Below are 20,730 nucleotides of genomic sequence, written 5' to 3'. Positions count from 1 at the left end.
TTCGGTTCCCGAATGCGTAGCAGTGGCATGAATTATCGGGGACCGCGCATTAAACTTTGGTTATGCGTCGTGGTGCTGTCATTTGCCGGTCCGGCTGCGCCTGCTCAGACAGTTGTATCCGTTGTGGCTGTACCGCCCGCCACGCGTCGCTTGAGCTCCATCCGGTCACGTGATGAAACCGAGAGCAGGTCGGCTGCGCGCCAGACCACATTTTCCTCGAACTCACTGACGCGGCCGTCAGCATAGACCAGCTGCCACATCATCTCGACGAGACGGACACGACCGGGCTCATCGACCACGCGCATGATGACGCTTGTAAAGTGATAGAGATCGACGGCCTCGCCTTCGACGAGCGTGGCAGCCGAGATGAGCCTGTCAGCCGTGCCGGGATCGAGCTCGAAACGCGACTCGATCAAACTATGCAACTTGGCTTTCTCGATAGCTGTGGGTTCACCGTCCAGCGAGATGACGTGAAGCATCAGTGCTGTGGCGGCGAGACGGAAACCGGTATCGTCGAATGCCTGATTTCCGTGCGCATCGGGAGACACCACGTCGGCAATGAATTGGCGCAGTTTTTCCAGCATTATTCTTTGAACCAGATGATCGAGAAGCCCGCCATGCGGCGAAAGCGCTCGTGCTTTGTGGCGCGGAAATGGAACGCGCGCAATGCGGCCGGGTTCCCGAAGCACTCATGACAGTTAAGTAACAATTGAGACGATCGGCAGTTTACCGGGACTCATGTCAGGGGATTTCATAGACCACGATCTTGTCGGCGATACCGCGCAAGGCCGCATGCTTCTGGATCGGCGTGATTTCAGCCTTCCGCAGGATGGCTTCCACTGCCTGCGCCGATATCACCGGGCTGGTGACGTGGATCGCCTGCGAGGTTGACAGGCCCTGCACCCTGGCAGCGATATTGACGGTCTGGCCAAAGTAATCCTGCCGTTCGTTCAGCATCACAGCAAGGCAGGGTCCCTCGTGGATACCAATTTTGACCACGAGGTCTTTGGTGCCGCGCTCCTCGTTCAATCGCTCCATCGCGGTGCGCATGCGGAGACCCGCAGCCAGCGCCTGTTCGGGCCGCGTAAAGGTCGCCATGACGGCATCCCCGATGGTCTTCACGACGGCACCAGCTTCTGACGCAATAATCTCCAGCAGTGCATGGAAATGCGCGCGCACCAGATCGAAGGCTGCAAGATCGCCAACGCGCTCGTACAGAGCGGTCGAGCCCTTGAGGTCGGTGAACAGGAAAGTCAGCGAGGTGATCTTCAGTCGCTGATCGATATTGAGATTGTCGGCCTTGTAGACATCGCGAAAGGTCTGGTTGGTGAGTATCCGCTTGGCCGTGAGGAACGGCTTGCGCTTGCCGATCAGGTGGTGGAGGCCCTCGGCCGCGACAAATACCGATGGCAGCACGCGCACCTCGGTCTGGTTTTCGAGGGATAACCGCAACGGTCCGGGTTGCAGTGTGATGGTGCCGGTCGGTGTATGCTGCCGGTTATAGATCAGCGACAGATGCTGTCGTTCCTTGGTCGGCTCGCCCTGCACGTCAATGAACTGCGCGGCATGGGTTACCGGCTCGAACACGATGACGAACTCCGACGGCAAGTGCAGCGACATCACCGCTTTTTCATGCGCCGGCAGTTCCATTGCGTCCAGCGTCACTTCATCGGTGAGTGACGCAAACGATTCCTGGTTGAGATCGACGCCGGAGCTCCAGAACACCTGCTTGAAATATTCCCAGAGCGGCAGCGTATTGGGGTCGTGTGCAGCGATATGCCTGACGCGCGGCGCGACCGTGAACGCGACCTCGACCTGCTCGTCAACCGACGCTTCATAGCCGCAGGCACAGAGCCCGCAATGGTAGTCGTCATGGCGCAGCGATTTCAGCGTGCTGTGGGCGTCGAGGACGCCGCTGCAGCCCGGGCACAGCACATTCCAGGTCAAGTCGAACAGGCCGAGGCGGGAGGCATGTAGGAAGCCGGAAATGACGCGCTCTTCGTTCAGGCCGCGGCGTGCCGCAAAATCCAGCACGTTGATACGATTGAGTTCGTGGTCCGCGCCATCGCGGATCAGCTGCGCAATCGCATCCGCCACGGCGGGATCGATCGTCTGGTTTAATGTCGCGAATTGTGCCTGAATATCACTCATGGCTTCAGTTTAGGCCAAATAGCCGCTGCGTCCAAGGCAGGGCTTTGCCGCAGCGCTTCAACTTGTCGTTCCGCCATGTGCCATGAGCGCGCAAGAGGGCGTGCTGAAGTAACGTCAGCGCCGCTCGATCCGGAACATTGGCGAGCGATCCGGTTGTGTTGTCACTACGCCGATCGGCATGACGGGTGCTTTATCCGGCAGCTCGACGCGGAACGCGCCGATGATTTTCGCCAGCGCCAATGTGGCCTCGACAAGCGCGAAATGCGCGCCGATGCAGACCCGGGCACCGACGCCGAAAGGCAGATAGGCGAAGCGGTCCGGCGGCGTCGCGCCGGGCGTGAAGCGGGACGGCATGAAGGCGGTGGGCTCGTGCCACAATTTCTCGTGTCGATGCAGCAGCCAGGGCGCGATCAGGATCACGTCCTTGCTGGCAACGGATTGGCCAGCCAGACGATCAGGGCCCGCGGCCGCGCGTGCGATCAGGAAGGCCGGCGGATAGAGTCGCATGGTTTCGTCGATCACGGCACGGGTGAATTTCAGATGTTCGATGTCGAACGTACCGCTCGCGCTGGCGGCACGGGCTTCGGCCGCGACCTGCTCCTGGGTCGCCGGATCGAGCGTCAACATATACAGCGCCCAGAACAGCGCCGTTGCCGTGGTCTCATGGCCGGCGAGGATCATCGTCGCCACCTGATCGCCGAGCTGCACATCAGTGAAGGATGCACCGGTTTCCGGATCGTGTGCGGCCACCATCAGGTCGAACAGATCGCGCGGCGCGTCGTCGTTCTTGCCGGCAGCGCGACGTGCGGTCATCAGCTCGCCGACGAATTTCGTCCAGCGTCTGCGGAAGAAGGCGCGCGAGATATCCTGCGGCGTTGGCCAGCCCAGCGGCAGCAGCAGGTCGAGGAAATGCGGCCGCGCCAGGTTCATGCCGTATTCCATCACGAAGTCGCGCAGCTTCGCGCCATGCTCGGCCATGCCGAACGAGAACATGGTGCGGCCTGCGATCTCCAGCGTCATCCGCTGCATGATCGCGCGCAGATCGACCGGCTTGCCTTCCGCGCGGTGCAAGTCGGTCAGCGTGTCATCGACCGCCGAGATCATGTGCGGCACCAAAGTCATCACCGCGCGCGGCGTGAAGGCCGGCGCCAGTGTGCGGCGCTGGTGTTTCCAGGTGCGGCCTTCGGCGAGTAGCAGGCCCTCGCCGAGCATCGGCCGCAGCACACGGAATGCCGCAGGCGTGCGGGTATAGTTCTCGTAATTGTCTACCAGCACATGGCGGATCGCATCGGGGTCATTGAGGATGAAACTGGAATGGCCGAAGAAACGGCCTTTGATGATGTCATCTTCATAGGCGCGCTGGCCCCAGGTCTCGATGGCGCTGCGGCGCATTGCCGACATACGCCCCAGTGCACCCATGTTCTCGGGCGCACGTGGCGGGCTCGGCGGCACCAGGGGCTGCCGCGGAGCGGGAAAGTCGTAGACTTCGGCAATGCTCACGATGGACCTCGCAACCTGGAATGGGGCGCTGGGTGTGGCCCGACTATAGCAGTTGCAAATCCGGGCGCCATGAAGGCGAGAGGCAGTCTCGCCGGCTACTCGGTGAATTCCGCCACCGTGATCCGGTTTTCCGACGCCGGCCAGGCGCGCACCACGATCCGCTCCTGATTGAACAGCGCTGCCACCGGACGTCCCATGTCCTTGGCCGGAAGGCGGATAGTCGAGAGCGAATCCGTGGGCACGCCGGCTTTCACGTCGGCCGGCTCCTTGCCGTCGAGCAGCACGACATCGCGCGGCAGTCCGAAATAGCCGCGGACGCGCGACATCGACACCACGGCGCCGACATTGGCATCGGCCGGCCCCAGTGCGCGACCGGCACGCAGATGCACGACGTCGGACGAGCGGGGGAATGGCGAGCGATAGGAATGCGTGATCGGCGCGGCGGCCGATGTCAGCACGATCTCGACAGGCCAGGTAGGGTCAATCTGAACCGGACCCCAGCGGCCATCGGCGGAGGTGCGGGCCGCATGGAGCGCCGCCCCGATCCGTTCGCCGCTGTCGGGCGCGACGCGATACACCTCAACCAAGGCATCCGCGACCGGACGATTGGTCGGAACGCCGCCGGGCGTGCCGGTGACGAGACCGCTGATTTTCACCTCATTTTCCGGCGCGATATCGATCCGCACTGGTTCGCGGTCGGCGATGAATTTGTAGATCTCGCGGAAGGCGCGGGGGTGAAAGCCGGTCTCGCGATGATCGATGGCACCGAGCACGAGATTCGTCGCGCCGCGCAGCGCCGGACCATCGGCGGTGACGCCGGTGGCCACGCCCGGCTTGCCGAGCAGGCGACCGTCGGCCTGCGCATATTTGTCGATGCCATCGCTGCGGAGGGTGAGGAAGGCGGTGCCTTCGGTCACCTCAGGGCCTTCGCCGGGATTAAGGCTCTTGAGGAACGGGCCGCGGCCGTTGAATTCGCTGCCGGGATTGTCGGTCCAGTCGAATACGCCGTGATTGGGCGTGCCGCACAGCACGGCGTGGCTGACATCGGCGCCGCCGCCATTCTTGATGTAATTGCGGACCGCATTGCCGCCGCGCGAATTGGCGACGAGCGCCACTTTCGCAGCACCCGTGCGCTTTTTCAGTTCCGCGATGGCCTCGCCAAGCTCGCGGCGCTGGTCCTCCGTGGAGGAGCGGCCTTGCTGCGCCACAGCATCGTCACTGCGCGCCAGCGGATCGGTGAAATTGAGCGCCATCAGGCGGTTGCGCGGCACGCCATTGGATTCCATGCGCCAGATCTGCGTCATCCAGAGCGCCGCGTGGTCGCCATTGCCATGGACGAACAGGATCGGGGGAATGTCGAAACCGGCCGCTGCGCTGAGGTTGGTCTGTGCAACGGCCTCGAAACGGAGCGCATGGGCGGCCAGCGGCAGCATCGCTGCGCCTGTGAGAATGGTTCGTCGCGACAGCGTCATGGCTGGTCTCCCTCTATCTGCGCACTACCGGCGCTTGCTGCTGTGATAGCGGAGCAGGCACTGGACAGACAACGCGTTTCACAGGCATCACCTTGGATACGCCAGCGGGGAATCAGGCCCCGCATGGCCCTGCAGTCGCTATCTGCAGCAGACGACGGGACGATGATGGCCGAAGCAGCGAAACCAGTGGTTCTTCCCTCCGACGGCATTGCCGCCCCGCTGCGGTTTGCGGTGTTCCGGCGGATCTGGCTCGCCAGCCTGCTGTCCAATCTGGGTCTGATGATCCAGAGCGTGGGCGCCGCTTGGGCGATGACGCAGATGACTGCGTCGGCGGACAAGGTGGCGCTGGTGCAGACCGCCTTGATGCTGCCGATCATGCTGATCTCGATGCCCGCGGGTGCCGTCGCGGACATGTATGATCGCCGCATCGTGTCGCTGGTCTCGCTCGTGCTGTCCCTGGTCGGCGCCACCATGCTGACCATGCTGGACTGGACCGGCCACATCACGCCGAACATCCTGCTGGCCTTCTGCTTCATCATCGGCAGCGGCATGGCGCTGTTCGGGCCGGCCTGGCAATCCTCAGTGGGCGAGCAGGTGCCGCCGGAGGTACTGCCATCCGCCGTGGCGCTGAACGGCATCAGCTACAATATCGCGCGGAGTTTCGGCCCGGCGATCGGCGGCATCGTGGTTGCCACCGCCGGTGCCGTCGCAGCCTTCGCGGCCAATGCGGTGCTGTACATCCCGTTGCTGGTGGTGCTGTTCCTGTGGCGTCGCAAGGTCGATGTTTCCAGGCTGCCGCGCGAGCGGATGAGCCGCGCCATCGTGTCCGGCGTGCGTTACATTGCCAATTCGCCGTCGATCCGCATTGTGCTGATGCGCACCCTGATCACCGGCATCTGCGGCGGCTCGGTGTCGGCACTGATGCCGCTGGTTGCGCGCGACCTTCTGCATGGCGGCGCGCAGACCTATGGCATCATGCTCGGCGCCTTCGGCATGGGTGCGGTGATCGGCGCGATGAATATAGGCCATGTCCGCAAGCACCTCAGCGGCGAAGGCGCGATCCGCGCCTGCGCGCTGATCATGGGCGTGGCGATTGCGGTCGTTGCGGTCAGCAGTGAGCCGGTGATCACCGCGGCGGCGCTGGTGGTGGCGGGCTCGGTGTGGATGCTGGCGGTCGCCCTGTTCAACATTGGCGTGCAGCTCTCCGCACCGCGCTGGGTCGCCGGGCGTTCGCTTGCGGCATTCCAGGCGGCGATCGCCGGCGGCATTGCGATTGGCAGCTGGGGCTGGGGTCATCTCACCGACATGGTTGGCGTCGAGGCCGCGCTACTGGTGTCTGGCGCGGCGATGTTTCTGTCACCACTGTTCGGTCTGTTCTTGCGGATGCCGCCGACCGGCGCGCGTGACGAGGATGCCGAGACGTTGGCCGATCCTGAAGTGCAGCTCCAGTTGACGGCGCGCAGTGGCCCGTTGGTGGTGGAGATCGAATATCGCGTGGATCAGGAAAGCGCGCGGGCGTTCCACGGCGTGATGCAGGACGTGCAGCTTTCTCGCCAGCGCAATGGCGCCTATGGCTGGTCGATCGCGCGTGATATCGCCGATCCCGAATTGTGGACCGAGCGCTATCACTGCCCAACCTGGCTCGATTTCCTGCGCCAGCGCAACCGCGCGACGCAGTCCGAACGCGCATTGTATCAGCGCGCAGTGGCATTCCATCTCGGGGCGGATCCGGTCCGCGTGCGCCGCATGCTGGAGCGGCCGTTCGGTTCGGTGCGCTGGAAGGACGATACGCCCGATCGCGCAGCGACCGAGGTGCTTCCTGTCGCGACGCCGGCCGGCAGCAGCGGTTAGAGTTTTTTGTTTTGACGCGAGCCCGTGCCCACTTCGCTCGAAAACGCCAGTCGCGCTATTGATTATTCTCGGCGAGAACTTTCGCGCAGGCCTTGCTGAGCTTCGAACGGTTTTCCTTGAGACAGCTGAGCACGACCATGTCGCCATCGTTCATCTTGGCGCGGCAGAAGCGCGAGACGTCGCGTGAGCAGGCCGACTGATTGGCTGATGTGTTGCCGCCCTGCGCGAAAGCGGACGTTGCGATCAGCAGGAACGGGATGATCAAAAGTCGGGTCATGAAATGGGCCTCCCAAAAATTGGTTATCTGACTGTATGGCGCGCAACGAAGTACGCGGGAGTGGCGCAATGATGGCGAGCGTCCGGCACCAGGTTCACGGATTGCGCGTTACGTCATTCAGGCGAAGCGTCGCTACTTAACTTCGCGATCCCGAGATCACGAGATCGTCGCGATGGATCATTTCGGCGCGGCCGCTGATGCCAAGAATAATCATCACGTCCGGAGATGAGCGGCCTTTGATCTTCTCGGCATTGTCTGCGTCATAAGCCACGAGGCCGCGGCCGATTTCGTGCGTGTCCGGTCCACGCACGATAACGGCGTCGCCGCGTGCGAAATCGCCTTCCACCTTGATGACGCCGGCAGGCAGCAAACTCTTGCCGGCACGGAGTGCAGCAACAGCACCTGCATCAATGGTCAACGTACCCTTCGGTTCCAGCGATCCCGCAATCCAGCGCTTACGTGCAGTGACGGGATTGGCAGGCGTCAGGAACCAGGTGCAGAGGCCGCCATCGGCGATCTTCTGCAGCGGATGCTCGACCTTACCGGACGCGATGATCATGTGCGTGCCGGCCGTGGTCGCGATCTTCGCTGCCTCGATCTTGGTGTACATGCCACCGCGCGACAATTCGCTCTCGGCCGCGCCCGCCATGCCTTCGATCTCGGCGGTGACGCTGTCGACAATAGGAATCAGTTTCGCATCGGGATTGGCGCCGGGCGGCGCAGTGTAGAGACCGTCGATATCCGACAGCAGCACCAGCAGGTCGGCGGATGCCATGGTCGCGACGCGCGCTGCGAGGCGGTCATTGTCGCCATAGCGGATCTCGTTGGTCGCGACCGTGTCATTCTCGTTAATGACCGGCACGGCGCGCCATTCAAGCAGCTTGCCGATGGTCGAGCGCGCATTGAGATAGCGGCGGCGTTCCTCGGTGTCCTGCAGTGTCACGAGAATCTGTCCGGCGCCGATGCCGTGATGACCCAGCACTTCCGACCAGATGCGTGCCAGCGCGATCTGTCCAACGGCAGCGGCAGCCTGGCTCTCTTCGAGCTTCAAGGGACCGCGCGGCAATTTGAGGCGGCTGCGGCCAAGCGCAATCGAACCCGAGGACACGACGAGCACGTCACGGCCATCTGCATGCAGCTTGGCGATATCGGCGGCCAGTGCGGCGAGCCACTTGGCCCTGACTTCACCGGCCGCGGAATCGATCAGCAGCGAGGAGCCGACCTTGACGACGATACGGCGAAAGTTCTTTAGCTCGGGGCGCGACATGATGTGGGCTTTGGCAGTGCGTGTGATGCTTGGACGGACGTCAGAGGCAGATCAGCTCGTCGCCGGTGCCCATGGCGCAGACTGTGCCGCGCTCTTGGCCTTGTCCGACACCGGCGCCTCGCCGATCACTGCAACGAGCGCACGCAATGCCTCCGGCACGCCTTCGCCTGTTGCGCCCGAGATCAGCAGCGGCGTCTGCTTCGCAGCGCGCTTCAGTCGGTCTTTCTGCTTCTTCAACTCGTCCGGCTCGACCGCATCGATCTTGTTAAGCGCGACGATCTCGACCTTGTTGGCAAGGTCGCCCTCATAGGCATCGAGTTCGGCGCGGACAGTCTTGTAGGCCTTGCCCGCATGTTCGCAGGTCGCATCGATCAGATGCAGCAGCACGCGGCAACGCTCGACATGGCCGAGGAAGCGATCGCCGAGGCCGGCGCCTTCATGCGCGCCCTCGATGAGACCGGGAATGTCGGCCAGCACGAATTCGCGCGCGTCGACATCGACGACCCCGAGCTGCGGATGCAGTGTGGTGAACGGATAGTCGGCGATCTTCGGTCGCGCAGCGCTGACCTTGGAGAGGAATGTGGACTTGCCGGCATTGGGTAGGCCGACGAGGCCCGCATCTGCAATCAGTTTCAGCCGCAGCCAGATCCAGCGCTCTTCGCCGGGCTGGCCGGGATTGGCATTGCGCGGTGCGCGATTGGTCGATGACTTGAAATGCGCGTTGCCGAAGCCGCCATTGCCGCCTTCGGCCAGCACATAGGTCTCGCCGAGCTTGGTGAAGTCGTGGATCAGCGTTTCGCGATCTTCGTCGATGATTTGCGTACCGACCGGAACCTTCAGCGTGATCGGCTTGCCATTGGCACCATGGCGATCCTTGCCCATGCCGTTGACACCGCGCGGCGCCTTGAAGTGCTGCTGGTAGCGATAGTCGATCAGCGTGTTGAGGCCGTCGACCACTTCGATGATGACATCGCCGCCGCGGCCGCCATTGCCACCGGACGGGCCGCCGAATTCGATATACTTCTCGCGGCGGAAGGCCACGCAGCCGTTTCCGCCGTCGCCGGAGCGAATGTAAACCTTGGCTTCATCGAGGAATTTCATAGCGTATCCGTATCGCAGGGGGGTGGTCGCGGCAACCACTTCATCGTCGGCGCATCGTGAAAAGCCCTTATTTTCGGGCCTTGCTGCGCATCCGGTGGCGTCCTAAACGACAACATCGCGCCGTTAACCAAGCCGCACCCAGAAGCTTACCTAAAGGCTCATATAGGCATGTTTGCGACCATTTCGACCGCAGCCGACAATCGCGCCGCCCGGCTGGCCGGTATCGGCCTGATGCTCCTGGGCATCAGCATGTTCTCCTGCGGCGATGCGATCGGCAAATTCCTGGTCGGCACCTATTCGGTCGGGCAATTGATGCTCCTGCGCGCCTGCGCAGCGCTGGCGCTGCTGGCGCCGTCGATCTGGCGGCATCGTGCGGACTTCCTGCAACTCGACCGACCAGGTCTGCAGCTCATTCGCGTGGTGCTGTCGACGCTGGAAGTCGCGGCGTTCTTCTGGGCGGCGGCCTATCTGCCGCTGGCGGACGTCATCACCTACTATCTCGCCTGTCCGATCTTCGTCACCGCGGGTTCCGCGATCTTTCTTCGCGAATCCGTCGGCTGGCGACGCTGGACTGCGATCTTCGTCGGCTTCTGCGGCGTGCTGATCGCACTGCAGCCCTCGGCGCAGACGGTGACATGGCCGGCACTGATCGCGCTCGGCGGTAGCTTGTCCTTCGCCGCGCTGATGCTGATCACCCGCTCGCTGCGTTCCGCGCCGGACGTCGTGCTGGCGACGACGCAGTTTATCGGCACGTTTACTTTCGGCGCGGTCTTCACGACATTCGGATGGGTGACGCCCAATCTGCGCGATCTCGGTCTGTTTTTTCTGGCGGGCGTTGTCTCGGTCTGCGCGCTGCTCTGTGTCAATCGTTCGCTGAAGCTGGCGCCAGCCAGCACGGTGGTGCCGTATCAGTATTCGATGATCATCTGGGCGGTGATCTTCGGCTATCTCGTGTTCGGCGAATTGCCGTCATGGGCCACGCTGATCGGCGCGGCAGTCATCATCGCGGCAGGGCTCTACATCTTCCTGCGCGAGCAGCAGCTCGGAAAGATCGCGGATGAGGTGCCGCCGGCGGCGGTGTGAGGCTTTCTTCCTTCCCCTCTCCCGCCTTCGCTTCGCGGAGGCACCCTCTCCCGCAAGGGAAGAGGGGAAGTAAGAGTCGCTCACCTTCTCGTCGACGTTCCCCAGTTCTTCAGCGACGACCACACGCCCCTTGTCAGCTTGAAGCAATCCACCGGCGTCGATGAGCCGATGGCTTCGAAGCGGTGCAGTTGAACGCCACTCCACTGGAAGCCGCACTTCTCCAGGATGTTGCGGGACGACGGATTGGCAACGCGCGCACCCGAGATCAGGTGATCGATGTCGAATTCATCGAATGCGTAATCGATCGCGGCACGAGCAGCTTCGGTGGCAAAACCCTGACCCCAGTGATCGACGCCGAGCCAGTAGCCGAGCTCCGGCGATTCGGCTTCGCGCCAGTCGATCCCGACCATGCCGATGGGGCGACGATCGAGTTCAATCAGGAACACGCTGTCGCTTGCCGTTCCGCTCAGCGAATTGACGAAATCGACTGCGTGATCCTGCCGATACGGGAAGGGCAGGCGACGCGTCATCTCGGCGATGCGGCGATCATTGGCGAGAAGCGCGATGGCTTTTACGTCCGCGAGTGTCGGCTTGCGCAAGGCCAGCCGTTCGGTCTCGAGGACGCAGCCTCTGGTTTCTCTCAACGTCGGGGTCGGAATATCCTGCAGCATCTCGGGCTCCTGTGTGCGCCCCGAAGCGACGCACCAAACGAAAAGGGGAGGCCGGTTTCCCGCCTCCCCTGGAGCCCAATTCTGGCGCTCCGCCGGTTCAACAGGACCCGGCGGACTCCAATGTGTCCACCGTTTATTCGGCCGCGGCTTCAGTAATCGGGAGTACCGATACGAAAGTGCGGCCGTTCGATTTGGCGCGAAACTCCACATGGCCTTCGACCTTGGCGAACAGGGTATGGTCTGTGCCCATGCCGACATTAAGGCCGGGGTGCCAAGTGGTGCCGCGCTGACGCGCAATGATGTTACCGGGAATCACGCGTTCGCCGCCGAACGCCTTCACGCCGAGGCGCTTGCCAGCTGAATCGCGGCCGTTGCGCGATGAACCGCCTGCTTTTTTATGAGCCATAGCCCGTCTCCGATCTCGATAAGTTCTAGATCAATTCCTTGAAGGAATTGTCTCACAGATTCTCAACTTTTCGCAGCGGCTTATTCCGCGGCGGGCTTTTTCTTTGCAGCCGGCTTCTTGGCTGCAGCAGGCTTGGCAGCGGCTGCCTTCGGAGCAGCGGCCTTCTTCGCCGGCGCCTTCTTGGCAGGAGCTTCGTCGCCATCAACCGGAGCGGTCACGACCGGCTTCTCACGCTTCGGGCGAGGTCCGATCGTCGGCGCCTTGCCGTCGGCCAGGATCTCGGTGATGCGGATCATCGTGAGCTCGTCACGGTAGCCACGCTTGCGCTTCGAATTCTTGCGGCGGCGCTTCTTGAAAGAGATGACCTTGGGGCCGCGCTTGTGGTCGAGCACTTCGGCGGCAACCGACGCACCAGCCACCAAAGGCAGGCCGAGCACAGGCGTATCACCGCCCAGCACGAGAACTTCACCAAGCTGCACGATCGTTCCGACATCGCCGGCGATCTTGCCAATCTCGAGCACATCATCCGGAACGACGCGGTATTGCCGGCCGCCGGTTTTGATGACTGCGAACATCGTTATATTCCTTCGTGTTCGATCCCATCCTCGGATCAGATCCGGGACGGCTTCTTGTTCAGTCGATAAGGGTTCACCGCGACTTCTAGGAAGTCGCGAATTTCTGCGTTTTCTGGTCGACGTTGCGACCCCACGCAAAAACAATCGGCGCCAAGCAAAGCTTGCGCCGAAGCGTGCTTTATAGAGGGTGAAGGCGGAGAGTCAAGGAAAGACGGGCGAAAAGCGAGCCAAAAACAGAGTCTTGGCGGATGGGTCCGTGCCTCCGATGGAGCGTACCATTTAACCTGCCGTCCCGTTTTTCGGGCGCCTGCCTTCAGTTCGTCATGCCCGGGTAGCGCGAAGCGAGCTTCGCTAGATGACCCGGGCATCCATCTTCGGACGGAATGGCGGAAAGGTGGATGGCCGGGTCACGCCCGGCCATGACGGAGTTTTGTTCTCCAAATCAGAGGCTTAGCCTCTCGGTCGCCCTCACGACGCCAGGCTTCGCATTTCCTTGATCAGGTCGGACTTGCCCTCGAAGCCGATGCCCGGGAGTTCCGGCATCACGATATGGCCGTTCTCGACCTTCACGCCGTCCGGGAACCCGCCATAGGGCTGGAACAGGTCCGGATAGGACTCGTTGCCGCCGAGGCCGAGGCCGGCCGCGATGTTCAGCGACATCTGGTGGCCGCCATGGGGGATGCAGCGGCGCCACGACCAGCCGTAAGACTTCAGCATGTCGAGCGTGCGGAGATATTCGACGAGGCCGTAGCTGAGCGCGCAGTCGAACTGCAGCCAGTCGCGGTCCGAGCGCATGCCGCCATAGCGGATCAGGTTGCGCGCGTCCTGCATCGAGAACAGGTTCTCGCCGGTCGCCATCGGACCGGGATAATGCTCGGCGAGCTTTGCCTGCAGCTCGTAATCGAGCGGATCGCCGGCTTCCTCGTACCAGAAGAGATCGTATTCACGCAGCGCCTTGGCATAGGCGACGGCCGTCTCAAGATCGAAGCGACCATTGGCGTCGACAGCGAGTTTAGCGCCTGCTGGAAGCAGTTTCAGCACATGCTCGATACGCTTGCAGTCATCGGCCAGCGGCGCGCCGCCGATCTTCATCTTCACGACATTGTAGCCGCGATCGAGATAGCCCTTCATTTCCGAGGCGAGGCCTTCGAGGCCCTTGCCCGGATAGTAGTAGCCGCCCGCGGCATAGACGAAGACCTTCGGGTCGGCGGTGGTGCCGTAACGCTCCGCGAGCAGACGAAACAGCGGCTTGCCGGCAATCTTGGCGACTGCGTCCCACACCGCCATATCGATGGTGCCGATAGCGACCGAACGCTCGCCATGGCCCCCCGGCTTCTCATTGGTGAACATGGTGGCCCACACCTTGTGCGGGTCGATATTGTCGCCGGAGGCGTCGATCAGGCTGTCGGGCTTGGCTTCCAGAATGCGCGGTGCAAAGCGCTCGCGGATCAGGCCGCCCTGGCCGTAACGGCCGTTGGAATTGAAGCCGTAGCCGATCACGGGTTTGCCGTCGCGGATCACGTCGGTCACCACAGCGACCAGACTCAATGTCATTTTGCTGAAGTCGATGAAGGCGTTAGCAATGGGGGAGGCGATCGGAGCGGTGCGCTCCCGGATGTCGACGATACGCATGGATCCTGTGACTTTCCTGAGGCAGGCTTGAGATGCTTGAGGCCGACTTCCGGCCAGCTTGAGATGACATACGCCTTCCCCAGCCATCTCTGAAATGGTCATTTTTCATCAGAGAAGTTCCGAGATAAGATGGCTAGTGCCATCCCGGACGTTCCATGCAAAGCTTCGATCCAATTTCGCTCCGCCTGTTCATCGCCGTCTGCGAGGAGCGCAATATCGCCAATGCCGCCAAACGCGAGGCCATCGTGCCCTCCGCGGTGAGCAAGCGCATCAGCCAGATGGAGCAGGAAGCCGGCGTGCAGTTACTCGAACGCGGTCGCCGCGGCGTCACGGTGACGGCGGCCGGTGAAGCGCTGTGTCGCTATGCACGGGAGTCGTTGCAATTGCTCGACCGGATGCAGGCCGAACTCGGCGCGTTCGCCGATGGCGTGCAGGGCCATGTGCGGGTGTTCGCCTCGAAGTCGGCGGTGGCGCAGGTGCTGCCGGAAGACATCAGCCTGTTCGCCAAGCGCTATCGCGATGTGCGCGTCAGTCTGGAAGAGCGCGAGATCTGGGAGGTCGTCCGCGGCGTCGAGGAAGGGCGCGCCGATATCGGCGTGTGCTGGGATGCCGTCGACCTGCGCGGCCTCAAGACGATTCCCTATCACCGCGATCATCTCGCGGTGGTGGTGCACCCCGCTCATCCGCTTGCGAAACGCACGTCAGTGTCGTTCGAGGATACGATCGACTTCGAGCATGTCGATATCGTCGCGCGGAGCATCATGCAAACCATGCAGCGAAGCGTCGCGGCTGCGGCCGGCAAGCAGATGCGCTACCGCATTCAGGTCTCCACGGTGGATGCCGCCTATCGCATCGTCGCCGCACAACTGGCTGTTGCCATCATCCCGCAGGAAGAAGCCTCCACCATCCAGCAGACGCTGGGACTGAAGGTCATTCCGCTCAGCAATGACTGGGCTAAGCGGCAATTCGTCGTCGCCGTGCGCGACAAGGGCCTCAGTCGGCCGGCGCAATTGCTGCTGGATAGCCTGAAGGAGAGCGCAAGCGAATGAGAATTCGCCATAGTGTGGTGTCGTGCGTGATCTTGAAGACGAATCACGCAGTCGATATCGTGGAGCTGCCCGGCTTGCCCGGTGATTGCGCCGGTTAGCGGCTCACGCGCGCATCGGCGACGGCACGCTGAAACAGCGCCGTCATCGCTTCCGAGATGCCCTGGGTCGGGCTGACCTCAAAATAGAAGCCCGGCGAAGCACAGCTCTGCATATTGCTGGCGATCTGGCTGTTGGGTGAAGGTCCGTAAGGACCAGCGTTGAATGGTGCGATCCAGCTATTGTACCAGCCATTGGTCGGAAGTGCGAGGTAGGTCGTGTAGAGCACGGCAATCTTGATGCCGCGATTCTTCAACGTGGTGCAAAGCGCCGGATTGATCGGCGACTGGCATCGTCCACCAGTCGTCGGTTTCAGGCAGTTGCTTGGATTGTATTCATCAGCCACGCCATCGGATACGAAGAAGAGATATTTGAGTGGTGCACTTGCTGTACCGGCTCCGGGCGCGCTGATAGCAGTGTTGATCGCCGGGAATATGGTGCTGTAGCCGGTGTCCTGATCGTTGTTGTCGTTCTGGCCGTTCACGGTCATCAAGTCGATGTTTCCGGCCGCCGTCTTCGCATTCGAGAGGCTGGACGACAATGTGAACAGGGCTCTCAAACCGGACGTCGAGGCGGCCGCACCGAAGTCGTAGATAGCCATGCGAAACTGGTTGGAATAGGTCTGCGTACTGGCTGCGGTATCCATCAGTTTTTGGGTGGCCGTACGCAGCACGTCGATGCGTGTGGTCACGCCAAGTGTCTTGGCGAGCTTGTAGTAGTTATTGTTGTTGTTGAGGTCGTGGCAGGCAAAGGCGCAGCTGTCCGACGTGTTGTTGACCATCGTAGCCACGTCGGCCGGTGTTGCGCCGACGCCCATTGACGGCGAATTGTCGAGCAGCAGATAGAAATCGATATAATTCGGCATCGTCGCCGTCGCGACAGAACTGCCGGTGACGGTCATCTTGGAAAAGCCCATGACGGATGTGAGGCTGGTCGGCACATCCGCCGAGAATTGCATAGTGGCCGTCACGACGCCGTTGGCGCGATTGACGGTCGCTGTCGTGCTGGTCAGCGTGAAGCCGGTCCTGCCTGATGTGTTGCCCTTGAAAATATTGATTGCATCGACGTCGCCCCCGGGGACGGGGCCGTCCGATGTCATCGAGCCTGCGGTAATGAATGCAGCGGACTTCTGCACGATGGAGCCGACGCTGGCAGTATCAAGGGCGGCTTGCAGTTGGGATCTGATCTGTAGGGCACGCGTATAGTCAACCGCAGCGCCCACCATGGAAATAAGGGGTATGCATGTGATCGCGAATATGATCGCGACATTGCCGCGCCGGTCGCGGCGAAAACGATCAGTTAGCCTGAGGAATGATAGCCCGAGGAATGACTTCAGCATGAATACGCACCCGTATGAATGCAGAGATAATTACCTGAGCTAATAAATTTACCGTTAGGTCGATCGCAGAAAGTGGTGGCTTGGGTTACCGCCCCGTTTGGTTAGTTAAGGATGTTCTACCGGCCATCGTCGAAAACGGCTTGAAGGATCGACGCAAAAGGAAGCGGTACGATCATCCTGCCTCGGCGATGAAACAAACCGGCTCCCCGGGCATTATCGTGCGGTTCTAGTCTGGCAGGGGCAATATGGCTGAAGACACAATGACGACCGTCGGCATCGGCAATCACGGTGCCAAGCGGCTGCCATCCGTTGATGTGGACACGTTCAACATCGAGCTGAAGGACGACAACGGCTTTCTCGGCGACCGCGCCAGTAAGGGCGCGTTTCAGCGGATACTGGATGATCTCAGAAAGCCATTGAAAAAGAATGGCGACGACCCGCTCGGCAAAAAGGCTGCCAACGAGATCAGTAAATCCAGCCTCGACGAAATCCTGCTTGGCGACGATGTAGCTGCGGCTGCACTCGTCCATGGTGCGATCGAAGAATTCGCGCGGGAGCTGGCTTATGTCACGCAGCGCTTCTTCAAGACGAAGGCCTGGGCAGATACGGAATGCATCGTGGTCGGCGGCGGTTTCCGCCAGAGCCGCGTCGGGGAACTTGTTATTGCGCGCACGGACATCATTCTCAAGGCCGAGGGTCTCAAGGTAGCGTTGGTGCCGATCCGTTTTCATCCAGACGAAGCCGGCCTGATCGGTTGCCTGCATCTGGCGCCGTCATGGATCTTCGAAGGTTACGACAGCATTCTTGCGGTCGACATCGGCGGCTCCAACATCCGTTGCGGCGTGGTCGAAACCGCATGGAAGAAATCGAAGGATCTCTCCAAGGCCGGGGTGTGGAAGTCCGATCTCTGGAAACATGCCGATGACGAGCCGACGCGTGAGGGCGCCGTCAAGCGGCTAGTGAAGATGCTGAAGGATCTGATCTCCGCTGCCGACAAGGAAGGCCTCAAGCTGGCGCCGTTCATTGGCATCTCGTGCCCGGGGGTGATCAACGAAGACGGCACCATTGCGAAGGGCGCGCAGAATCTTCCGGGTAATTGGGAGAGCAGCAAGTTCAATCTGCCGGCCTTGCTTGCCGAAGGCATTCCCACAATCGGGGATCACGATACTGCGGTGCTCATGCACAATGATGGCGTTGTCCAGGGGCTCAGTGAAGTCCCTTTCATGCAGGACTTCGAACGCTGGGGCGTGCTGACGATCGGAACGGGGCTGGGCAATGCCCGCTTCACCAATCGCAAGAAAGAGAAGGACGACAAGAAAGCGAAGAAAGACAAGGATTGACCCGGACAGTTGCCGGGTCCGCCACAGCGATCCAGTGCCGTGACTTTCAGTCCTTCAGTTTCCGGCACTTGTTGGCCTTCGCGTCGGCGGAATGATGACGGGCATCGCGCGACGCTTTCGGATCGAGCCAGTCGGTGGTGCCCGACTTCTGGTCGTGGAGTAATTGCGCGGAATGCTCGCATCACGGATGTGCTCGCGCCATGCTGGTTTGTCCCGGGCACTTTCGTCGTCATCTTTCGCATCGGTGCTGCGGGCGGCTGACTGCGCGGTGGGGCCGGGTGGTCCCGGTGCCGCCTCGGCCAATGGCCGAGTGCGGGCATCTGTCGGCGAATCATCCTGGTGCCGCCGCGGCTCATCATGCCGCAGACACGACCATAGCGTCTGTTGCAGCTGCGAATCTCCAACGAAAGGGTGTGCTTTCTGGTCGACGAGCCCGCTCGAGCCAGCTTTTGCGGCTCTGCGGGTGATCGGGTACGGATTTTCCGCTCTGCCCGTCTTGTCTGGCCCGCCATCCTCGCCTAGAACTCCGCGCAACCACCCGCGGGCGACCGCGGGTCTTGGCGCCTTGGAGAGGTGGCAGAGTGGTTGATTGTACCGCACTCGAAATGCGGCATGGGTGCAAGCCCATCGGGGGTTCGAATCCCCCCCTCTCCGCCACTACGCTTTGACCCTTACGATCTCAATCAAATCAATGGCTTGGCGGGTCCCAAAATCGAGGCGTCCCCCACATGTCGCTCGTTGCGGCCCCACGAAACTGCAGATGTGATCAATAGGGACGAGGTTCTCGACCGCTTGCCTCCATGCGCGGACGTGGCAACATCTCCCAGCTTCAAGCTGGAGGATGGTCTGAAGCGTCCAACGATGAAGCAAAAGGTCCGGTTCGTTTTTCAAACACACGGATCAAGTCGGACAGATCATGTCGGAGATGCTGGCTGGCTCTCGCTGACGCCCGTGCAGTGACGCGGAGCACCTGCAAGGTTGTCCACCTACTGTCCCCGCGAGCCGTCGGGTGCCGCGCGCTCGATCAGCGCAATGCCTGCATCAGATGATATTGGTGGTGATGTCGATCGGACGACCTTGCGGTCGCGGCGCTAGCGCATTCGGCGCTCGGAATGGCCCTGCAGTTTTCAGGCGATCTCGGTCGTTCGCGTTCCGAACTCGAGAGCCTGATTTTCGTGCTTGCCCACTCGCAGCACAGTTCGATCTTTCTTGGCTGCGACCCGCATTATCGGTCGATCGTCACTTTGGCGCGGACATTCTGGTTGCAGGGCTATCTTGATCAAGCGGCGGAGCGCGCAAGCGAGGCCGTCAAGGCGTCTGAGGCCACGGGACCTTCGGCGGCGCTCGCCCTGGTACTGGTGGGAGCAGCGACCGTCGCCCTCTGGCGCGGAGATCTCGATGTTGCTCAACGCTACGTTGATCGCTCCTATTCGCTGGCTGAAGCGAACGCCATGGGATCGCTGATAGCTATCGGGCGATGCCGCAAGGCCGAGCTGGCCAATTCGGCGGGGCGCAGTGAGGCAGGGCGTCTACGATCTCAAGGCCGCGCTGCGGCCCATCCATGCAGCGCGCCATGAGTTGCTGACGACAGAGTTCAACATGAAACCGGCGTTCGGACCTCTCGAGCTTGGGCAGGCCGGGGAGAGGCCGAAACTGATCGATGAATCGATTGATCGCGGGAAGGGCAGCGGAGAATTGATCCAGTTGCCTGAACTCTTGCGCGTAAAGGGCAAGCTGCTTTGCGAGCTGCCCCAAGCGCGGCGACACGAAGCTGAACTGTACTTTCAGCAATCCTTGGATCTAGCTCGCGCGCAGGGATCGCGCGTGGGAATTGCACACAGTGGTCGACCTTGCGGCCCTCACGGCAGATACTGAAAGGCGAGACAGCACAAAAGAACTGTTGTCGAGTGTGTATCTCGCTTTCGCTGAGGGAGGCAAGACAGCAGATCTTGCGAAAGCCAGTGCTTTGCTAAGTAAGCTATCTGCGACAACTCTTTGAAGAACTCGCCCGCGTCGACTGCGACTTTTGCCTAAGCCGGTACCATGCTGGGGAGAATCGTTCGCGCGCCGTGTCGTGGGCCGATCGTTCAATGCTGATGACTTACAGACAAGACCGTGGTTTCTTCCCGGGTTATCCCGCGTGGTGGCTTCGTGACCCGTGGTCTCCTGATCGACGAATTGATCGGTGTCGGCGTACGGATCAGCAGAAGAGCCGCCATTGTGCGGACACAAGCGAAGCCGTCACAACCCTTTCATGGAGAATTCGAATGTCATTTCAGGAAATGTTGACGCCCCAAAACAGCGCTATCGCGCTGATCGATTTTCAGCCCGCGATGTTCCAGGGCGTCCAGTCGCACGACCGTCTTGTCACATTGAACAACGTCCAGATTCTTGCAAAAGCTGCGAAGCTCTTCAAGATTCCAACCGTTCTCACCACAGTCGCGGCAGAGTCGTTTTCCGGCCCGTTCATCCCCGAGGTGGTGTCGCTGTTTCCGGGCCAGGAGATCATCGATCGCACCTCGATGAATTCGTGGCTCGATCCGAACTTCCGAAAGGCCGTCGCCGCCACCGGCCGCAAGAAATTCGTGATCGCGGGCTTGTGGACCGAGGCTTGCGTGATCTTTCCGACCCTGGACATGCTGCGCGAAGGCTTTGAAATCTACATCGCTGCCGACGCTTGCGGCGATCTCTCGCCGGAAGCGCATGAGCGCGCCATGCAGCGCGCCATCCAGGCTGGCGCGGTGCCGATCACGTCCTCGCAATATGCTTATGAGCTGCAGCAGGATTGGGCGCGCAGCGAGACCTATGAGGGCATGATGGACATCCAGCGTGCGCATTCGCCTTACGGCATCCAGATCCGCTTCTCGAAGTGGGCGCTTGGTGAGCACGCTTCCGAAGGCGGCCCGGCCAAGTAAGCCGT

At 61.5% G+C, this 20,730-nt stretch carries 18 protein-coding genes and 1 tRNA gene; 7 read left to right on the top strand and 12 right to left on the bottom strand.

What is annotated here, in order from left to right; genetic code table 11:
* Window positions 1-104: 104 nt before the first annotated feature.
* From AB8A33_RS25805 to AB8A33_RS25790, 4 genes are all read right to left on the bottom strand, one after another.
* On the bottom strand, window positions 105-584 hold the full coding sequence (locus AB8A33_RS25805) for a TerB family tellurite resistance protein (protein WP_439095392.1): 480 nt from the start codon (window positions 582-584) through the stop codon (window positions 105-107).
* A gap of 157 nt (window positions 585-741) precedes the next feature.
* On the bottom strand, window positions 742-2,151 hold the full coding sequence (locus AB8A33_RS25800; protein ID WP_439095391.1) for an adenylate/guanylate cyclase domain-containing protein: 1,410 nt from the start codon (window positions 2,149-2,151) through the stop codon (window positions 742-744).
* A gap of 114 nt (window positions 2,152-2,265) precedes the next feature.
* Window positions 2,266-3,651 (bottom strand): cytochrome P450, encoded by a 1,386-nt coding sequence (locus tag AB8A33_RS25795; RefSeq protein ID WP_439095390.1) that lies wholly within the window; start codon window positions 3,649-3,651, stop codon window positions 2,266-2,268.
* 95 nt (window positions 3,652-3,746) lie between these two features.
* Complete coding sequence (locus AB8A33_RS25790; RefSeq protein WP_439095389.1) at window positions 3,747-5,123, bottom strand: hydrolase; 1,377 nt, start codon at window positions 5,121-5,123, stop codon at window positions 3,747-3,749.
* A gap of 165 nt (window positions 5,124-5,288) precedes the next feature.
* On the opposite strand from AB8A33_RS25790, the gene AB8A33_RS25785 reads away from it, so the two are divergent.
* Window positions 5,289-6,974 (top strand): MFS transporter, encoded by a 1,686-nt coding sequence (locus AB8A33_RS25785; protein ID WP_439096062.1) that lies wholly within the window; start codon window positions 5,289-5,291, stop codon window positions 6,972-6,974.
* Between the two features lie 55 nt (window positions 6,975-7,029).
* Here AB8A33_RS25785 and AB8A33_RS25780 read toward each other — a convergent pair whose 3' ends face one another.
* From AB8A33_RS25780 to obgE, 3 genes are all read right to left on the bottom strand, one after another.
* Window positions 7,030-7,251, bottom strand: coding sequence for a cysteine rich repeat-containing protein (locus AB8A33_RS25780; protein WP_068737829.1), 222 nt, complete (start codon window positions 7,249-7,251; stop codon window positions 7,030-7,032).
* 136 nt (window positions 7,252-7,387) lie between these two features.
* The gene (proB, locus tag AB8A33_RS25775; RefSeq protein ID WP_092140564.1) at window positions 7,388-8,518 is read right to left on the bottom strand and encodes a glutamate 5-kinase; all 1,131 of its coding nucleotides are present in this window, start codon (window positions 8,516-8,518) and stop codon (window positions 7,388-7,390) included.
* A gap of 51 nt (window positions 8,519-8,569) precedes the next feature.
* Complete coding sequence (obgE, locus tag AB8A33_RS25770; RefSeq protein ID WP_315840093.1) at window positions 8,570-9,619, bottom strand: GTPase ObgE; 1,050 nt, start codon at window positions 9,617-9,619, stop codon at window positions 8,570-8,572.
* 162 nt (window positions 9,620-9,781) lie between these two features.
* Between obgE and AB8A33_RS25765 the strand changes: the two genes are divergently transcribed.
* Window positions 9,782-10,702 (top strand): DMT family transporter, encoded by a 921-nt coding sequence (locus AB8A33_RS25765; RefSeq protein WP_439096061.1) that lies wholly within the window; start codon window positions 9,782-9,784, stop codon window positions 10,700-10,702.
* An 80-nt stretch (window positions 10,703-10,782) separates the two neighbouring features.
* Here the strand turns inward: AB8A33_RS25765 and AB8A33_RS25760 are convergent, their stop codons facing one another.
* The 4 genes from AB8A33_RS25760 to AB8A33_RS25745 form a co-directional block, all read right to left on the bottom strand.
* Window positions 10,783-11,373, bottom strand: a complete 591-nt coding sequence (locus tag AB8A33_RS25760) for a GNAT family N-acetyltransferase (RefSeq protein WP_439095388.1) — start codon at window positions 11,371-11,373, stop codon at window positions 10,783-10,785.
* 133 nt (window positions 11,374-11,506) lie between these two features.
* On the bottom strand, window positions 11,507-11,779 hold the full coding sequence (gene rpmA / locus AB8A33_RS25755; protein WP_068737821.1) for a 50S ribosomal protein L27: 273 nt from the start codon (window positions 11,777-11,779) through the stop codon (window positions 11,507-11,509).
* An 80-nt stretch (window positions 11,780-11,859) separates the two neighbouring features.
* Window positions 11,860-12,354, bottom strand: a complete 495-nt coding sequence (rplU, locus tag AB8A33_RS25750) for a 50S ribosomal protein L21 (protein WP_089266555.1) — start codon at window positions 12,352-12,354, stop codon at window positions 11,860-11,862.
* A gap of 468 nt (window positions 12,355-12,822) precedes the next feature.
* Entirely contained in the window at window positions 12,823-13,986 is a 1,164-nt protein-coding gene (locus AB8A33_RS25745; protein WP_439095387.1) for a mandelate racemase/muconate lactonizing enzyme family protein, read from the bottom strand.
* Between the two features lie 155 nt (window positions 13,987-14,141).
* Between AB8A33_RS25745 and AB8A33_RS25740 the strand changes: the two genes are divergently transcribed.
* Window positions 14,142-15,035, top strand: a complete 894-nt coding sequence (locus tag AB8A33_RS25740) for a LysR family transcriptional regulator (RefSeq protein WP_439086958.1) — start codon at window positions 14,142-14,144, stop codon at window positions 15,033-15,035.
* Between the two features lie 94 nt (window positions 15,036-15,129).
* Here the strand turns inward: AB8A33_RS25740 and AB8A33_RS25735 are convergent, their stop codons facing one another.
* The gene (locus AB8A33_RS25735) at window positions 15,130-16,470 is read right to left on the bottom strand and encodes a TadE/TadG family type IV pilus assembly protein (RefSeq protein WP_439095386.1); all 1,341 of its coding nucleotides are present in this window, start codon (window positions 16,468-16,470) and stop codon (window positions 15,130-15,132) included.
* Window positions 16,471-16,715: 245 nt separating this feature from the next.
* Here AB8A33_RS25735 and AB8A33_RS25730 point away from each other — a divergent pair, with 245 nt between their 5' ends.
* The 4 genes from AB8A33_RS25730 (at window position 16,716) to AB8A33_RS25715 (ending at window position 20,725) form a co-directional block, all read left to right on the top strand.
* Complete coding sequence (locus tag AB8A33_RS25730; protein WP_439095385.1) at window positions 16,716-17,810, top strand: ROK family protein; 1,095 nt, start codon at window positions 16,716-16,718, stop codon at window positions 17,808-17,810.
* 567 nt (window positions 17,811-18,377) lie between these two features.
* A tRNA-Ser gene (locus tag AB8A33_RS25725) sits at window positions 18,378-18,467 on the top strand.
* Window positions 18,468-18,922: 455 nt separating this feature from the next.
* The gene (locus tag AB8A33_RS25720; protein ID WP_439095384.1) at window positions 18,923-19,387 is read left to right on the top strand and encodes a hypothetical protein; all 465 of its coding nucleotides are present in this window, start codon (window positions 18,923-18,925) and stop codon (window positions 19,385-19,387) included.
* A 690-nt stretch (window positions 19,388-20,077) separates the two neighbouring features.
* Window positions 20,078-20,725 (top strand): hydrolase, encoded by a 648-nt coding sequence (locus AB8A33_RS25715; RefSeq protein WP_089267975.1) that lies wholly within the window; start codon window positions 20,078-20,080, stop codon window positions 20,723-20,725.
* Window positions 20,726-20,730 lie beyond the last annotated feature (5 nt).

Source organism: Tardiphaga sp. 813_E8_N1_3 (assembly GCF_051811025.1).
Taxonomy (GTDB): Bacteria; Pseudomonadota; Alphaproteobacteria; order Rhizobiales; family Xanthobacteraceae; genus Tardiphaga.
This window is presented reverse-complemented; position numbering and strand designations above follow the sequence as displayed.

What these genes read in the sequence shown, in the direction of transcription:
- AB8A33_RS25715 (WP_089267975.1), top strand. Translation starts at nt 20,078, where the DNA reads ATGTCATTTCAGGAAATGTTGACGCCCCAAAACAGCGCTATCGCGCTG.
- AB8A33_RS25740 (WP_439086958.1), top strand. Translation starts at nt 14,142, where the DNA reads ATGCAAAGCTTCGATCCAATTTCGCTCCGCCTGTTCATCGCCGTCTGC.
- AB8A33_RS25730 (WP_439095385.1), top strand. Translation starts at nt 16,716, where the DNA reads ATGGCTGAAGACACAATGACGACCGTCGGCATCGGCAATCACGGTGCC.
- AB8A33_RS25790 (WP_439095389.1), bottom strand. Translation starts at nt 5,123, where the DNA reads ATGACGCTGTCGCGACGAACCATTCTCACAGGCGCAGCGATGCTGCCG.
- rplU (WP_089266555.1), bottom strand. Translation starts at nt 12,354, where the DNA reads ATGTTCGCAGTCATCAAAACCGGCGGCCGGCAATACCGCGTCGTTCCG.
- AB8A33_RS25800 (WP_439095391.1), bottom strand. Translation starts at nt 2,151, where the DNA reads ATGAGTGATATTCAGGCACAATTCGCGACATTAAACCAGACGATCGAT.
- AB8A33_RS25805 (WP_439095392.1), bottom strand. Translation starts at nt 584, where the DNA reads ATGCTGGAAAAACTGCGCCAATTCATTGCCGACGTGGTGTCTCCCGAT.
- proB (WP_092140564.1), bottom strand. Translation starts at nt 8,518, where the DNA reads ATGTCGCGCCCCGAGCTAAAGAACTTTCGCCGTATCGTCGTCAAGGTC.
- AB8A33_RS25760 (WP_439095388.1), bottom strand. Translation starts at nt 11,373, where the DNA reads ATGCTGCAGGATATTCCGACCCCGACGTTGAGAGAAACCAGAGGCTGC.
- AB8A33_RS25780 (WP_068737829.1), bottom strand. Translation starts at nt 7,251, where the DNA reads ATGACCCGACTTTTGATCATCCCGTTCCTGCTGATCGCAACGTCCGCT.
- AB8A33_RS25735 (WP_439095386.1), bottom strand. Translation starts at nt 16,470, where the DNA reads ATGCTGAAGTCATTCCTCGGGCTATCATTCCTCAGGCTAACTGATCGT.
- AB8A33_RS25785 (WP_439096062.1), top strand. Translation starts at nt 5,289, where the DNA reads ATGGCCGAAGCAGCGAAACCAGTGGTTCTTCCCTCCGACGGCATTGCC.
- rpmA (WP_068737821.1), bottom strand. Translation starts at nt 11,779, where the DNA reads ATGGCTCATAAAAAAGCAGGCGGTTCATCGCGCAACGGCCGCGATTCA.
- AB8A33_RS25745 (WP_439095387.1), bottom strand. Translation starts at nt 13,986, where the DNA reads ATGCGTATCGTCGACATCCGGGAGCGCACCGCTCCGATCGCCTCCCCC.
- AB8A33_RS25720 (WP_439095384.1), top strand. Translation starts at nt 18,923, where the DNA reads ATGGCCCTGCAGTTTTCAGGCGATCTCGGTCGTTCGCGTTCCGAACTC.
- obgE (WP_315840093.1), bottom strand. Translation starts at nt 9,619, where the DNA reads ATGAAATTCCTCGATGAAGCCAAGGTTTACATTCGCTCCGGCGACGGC.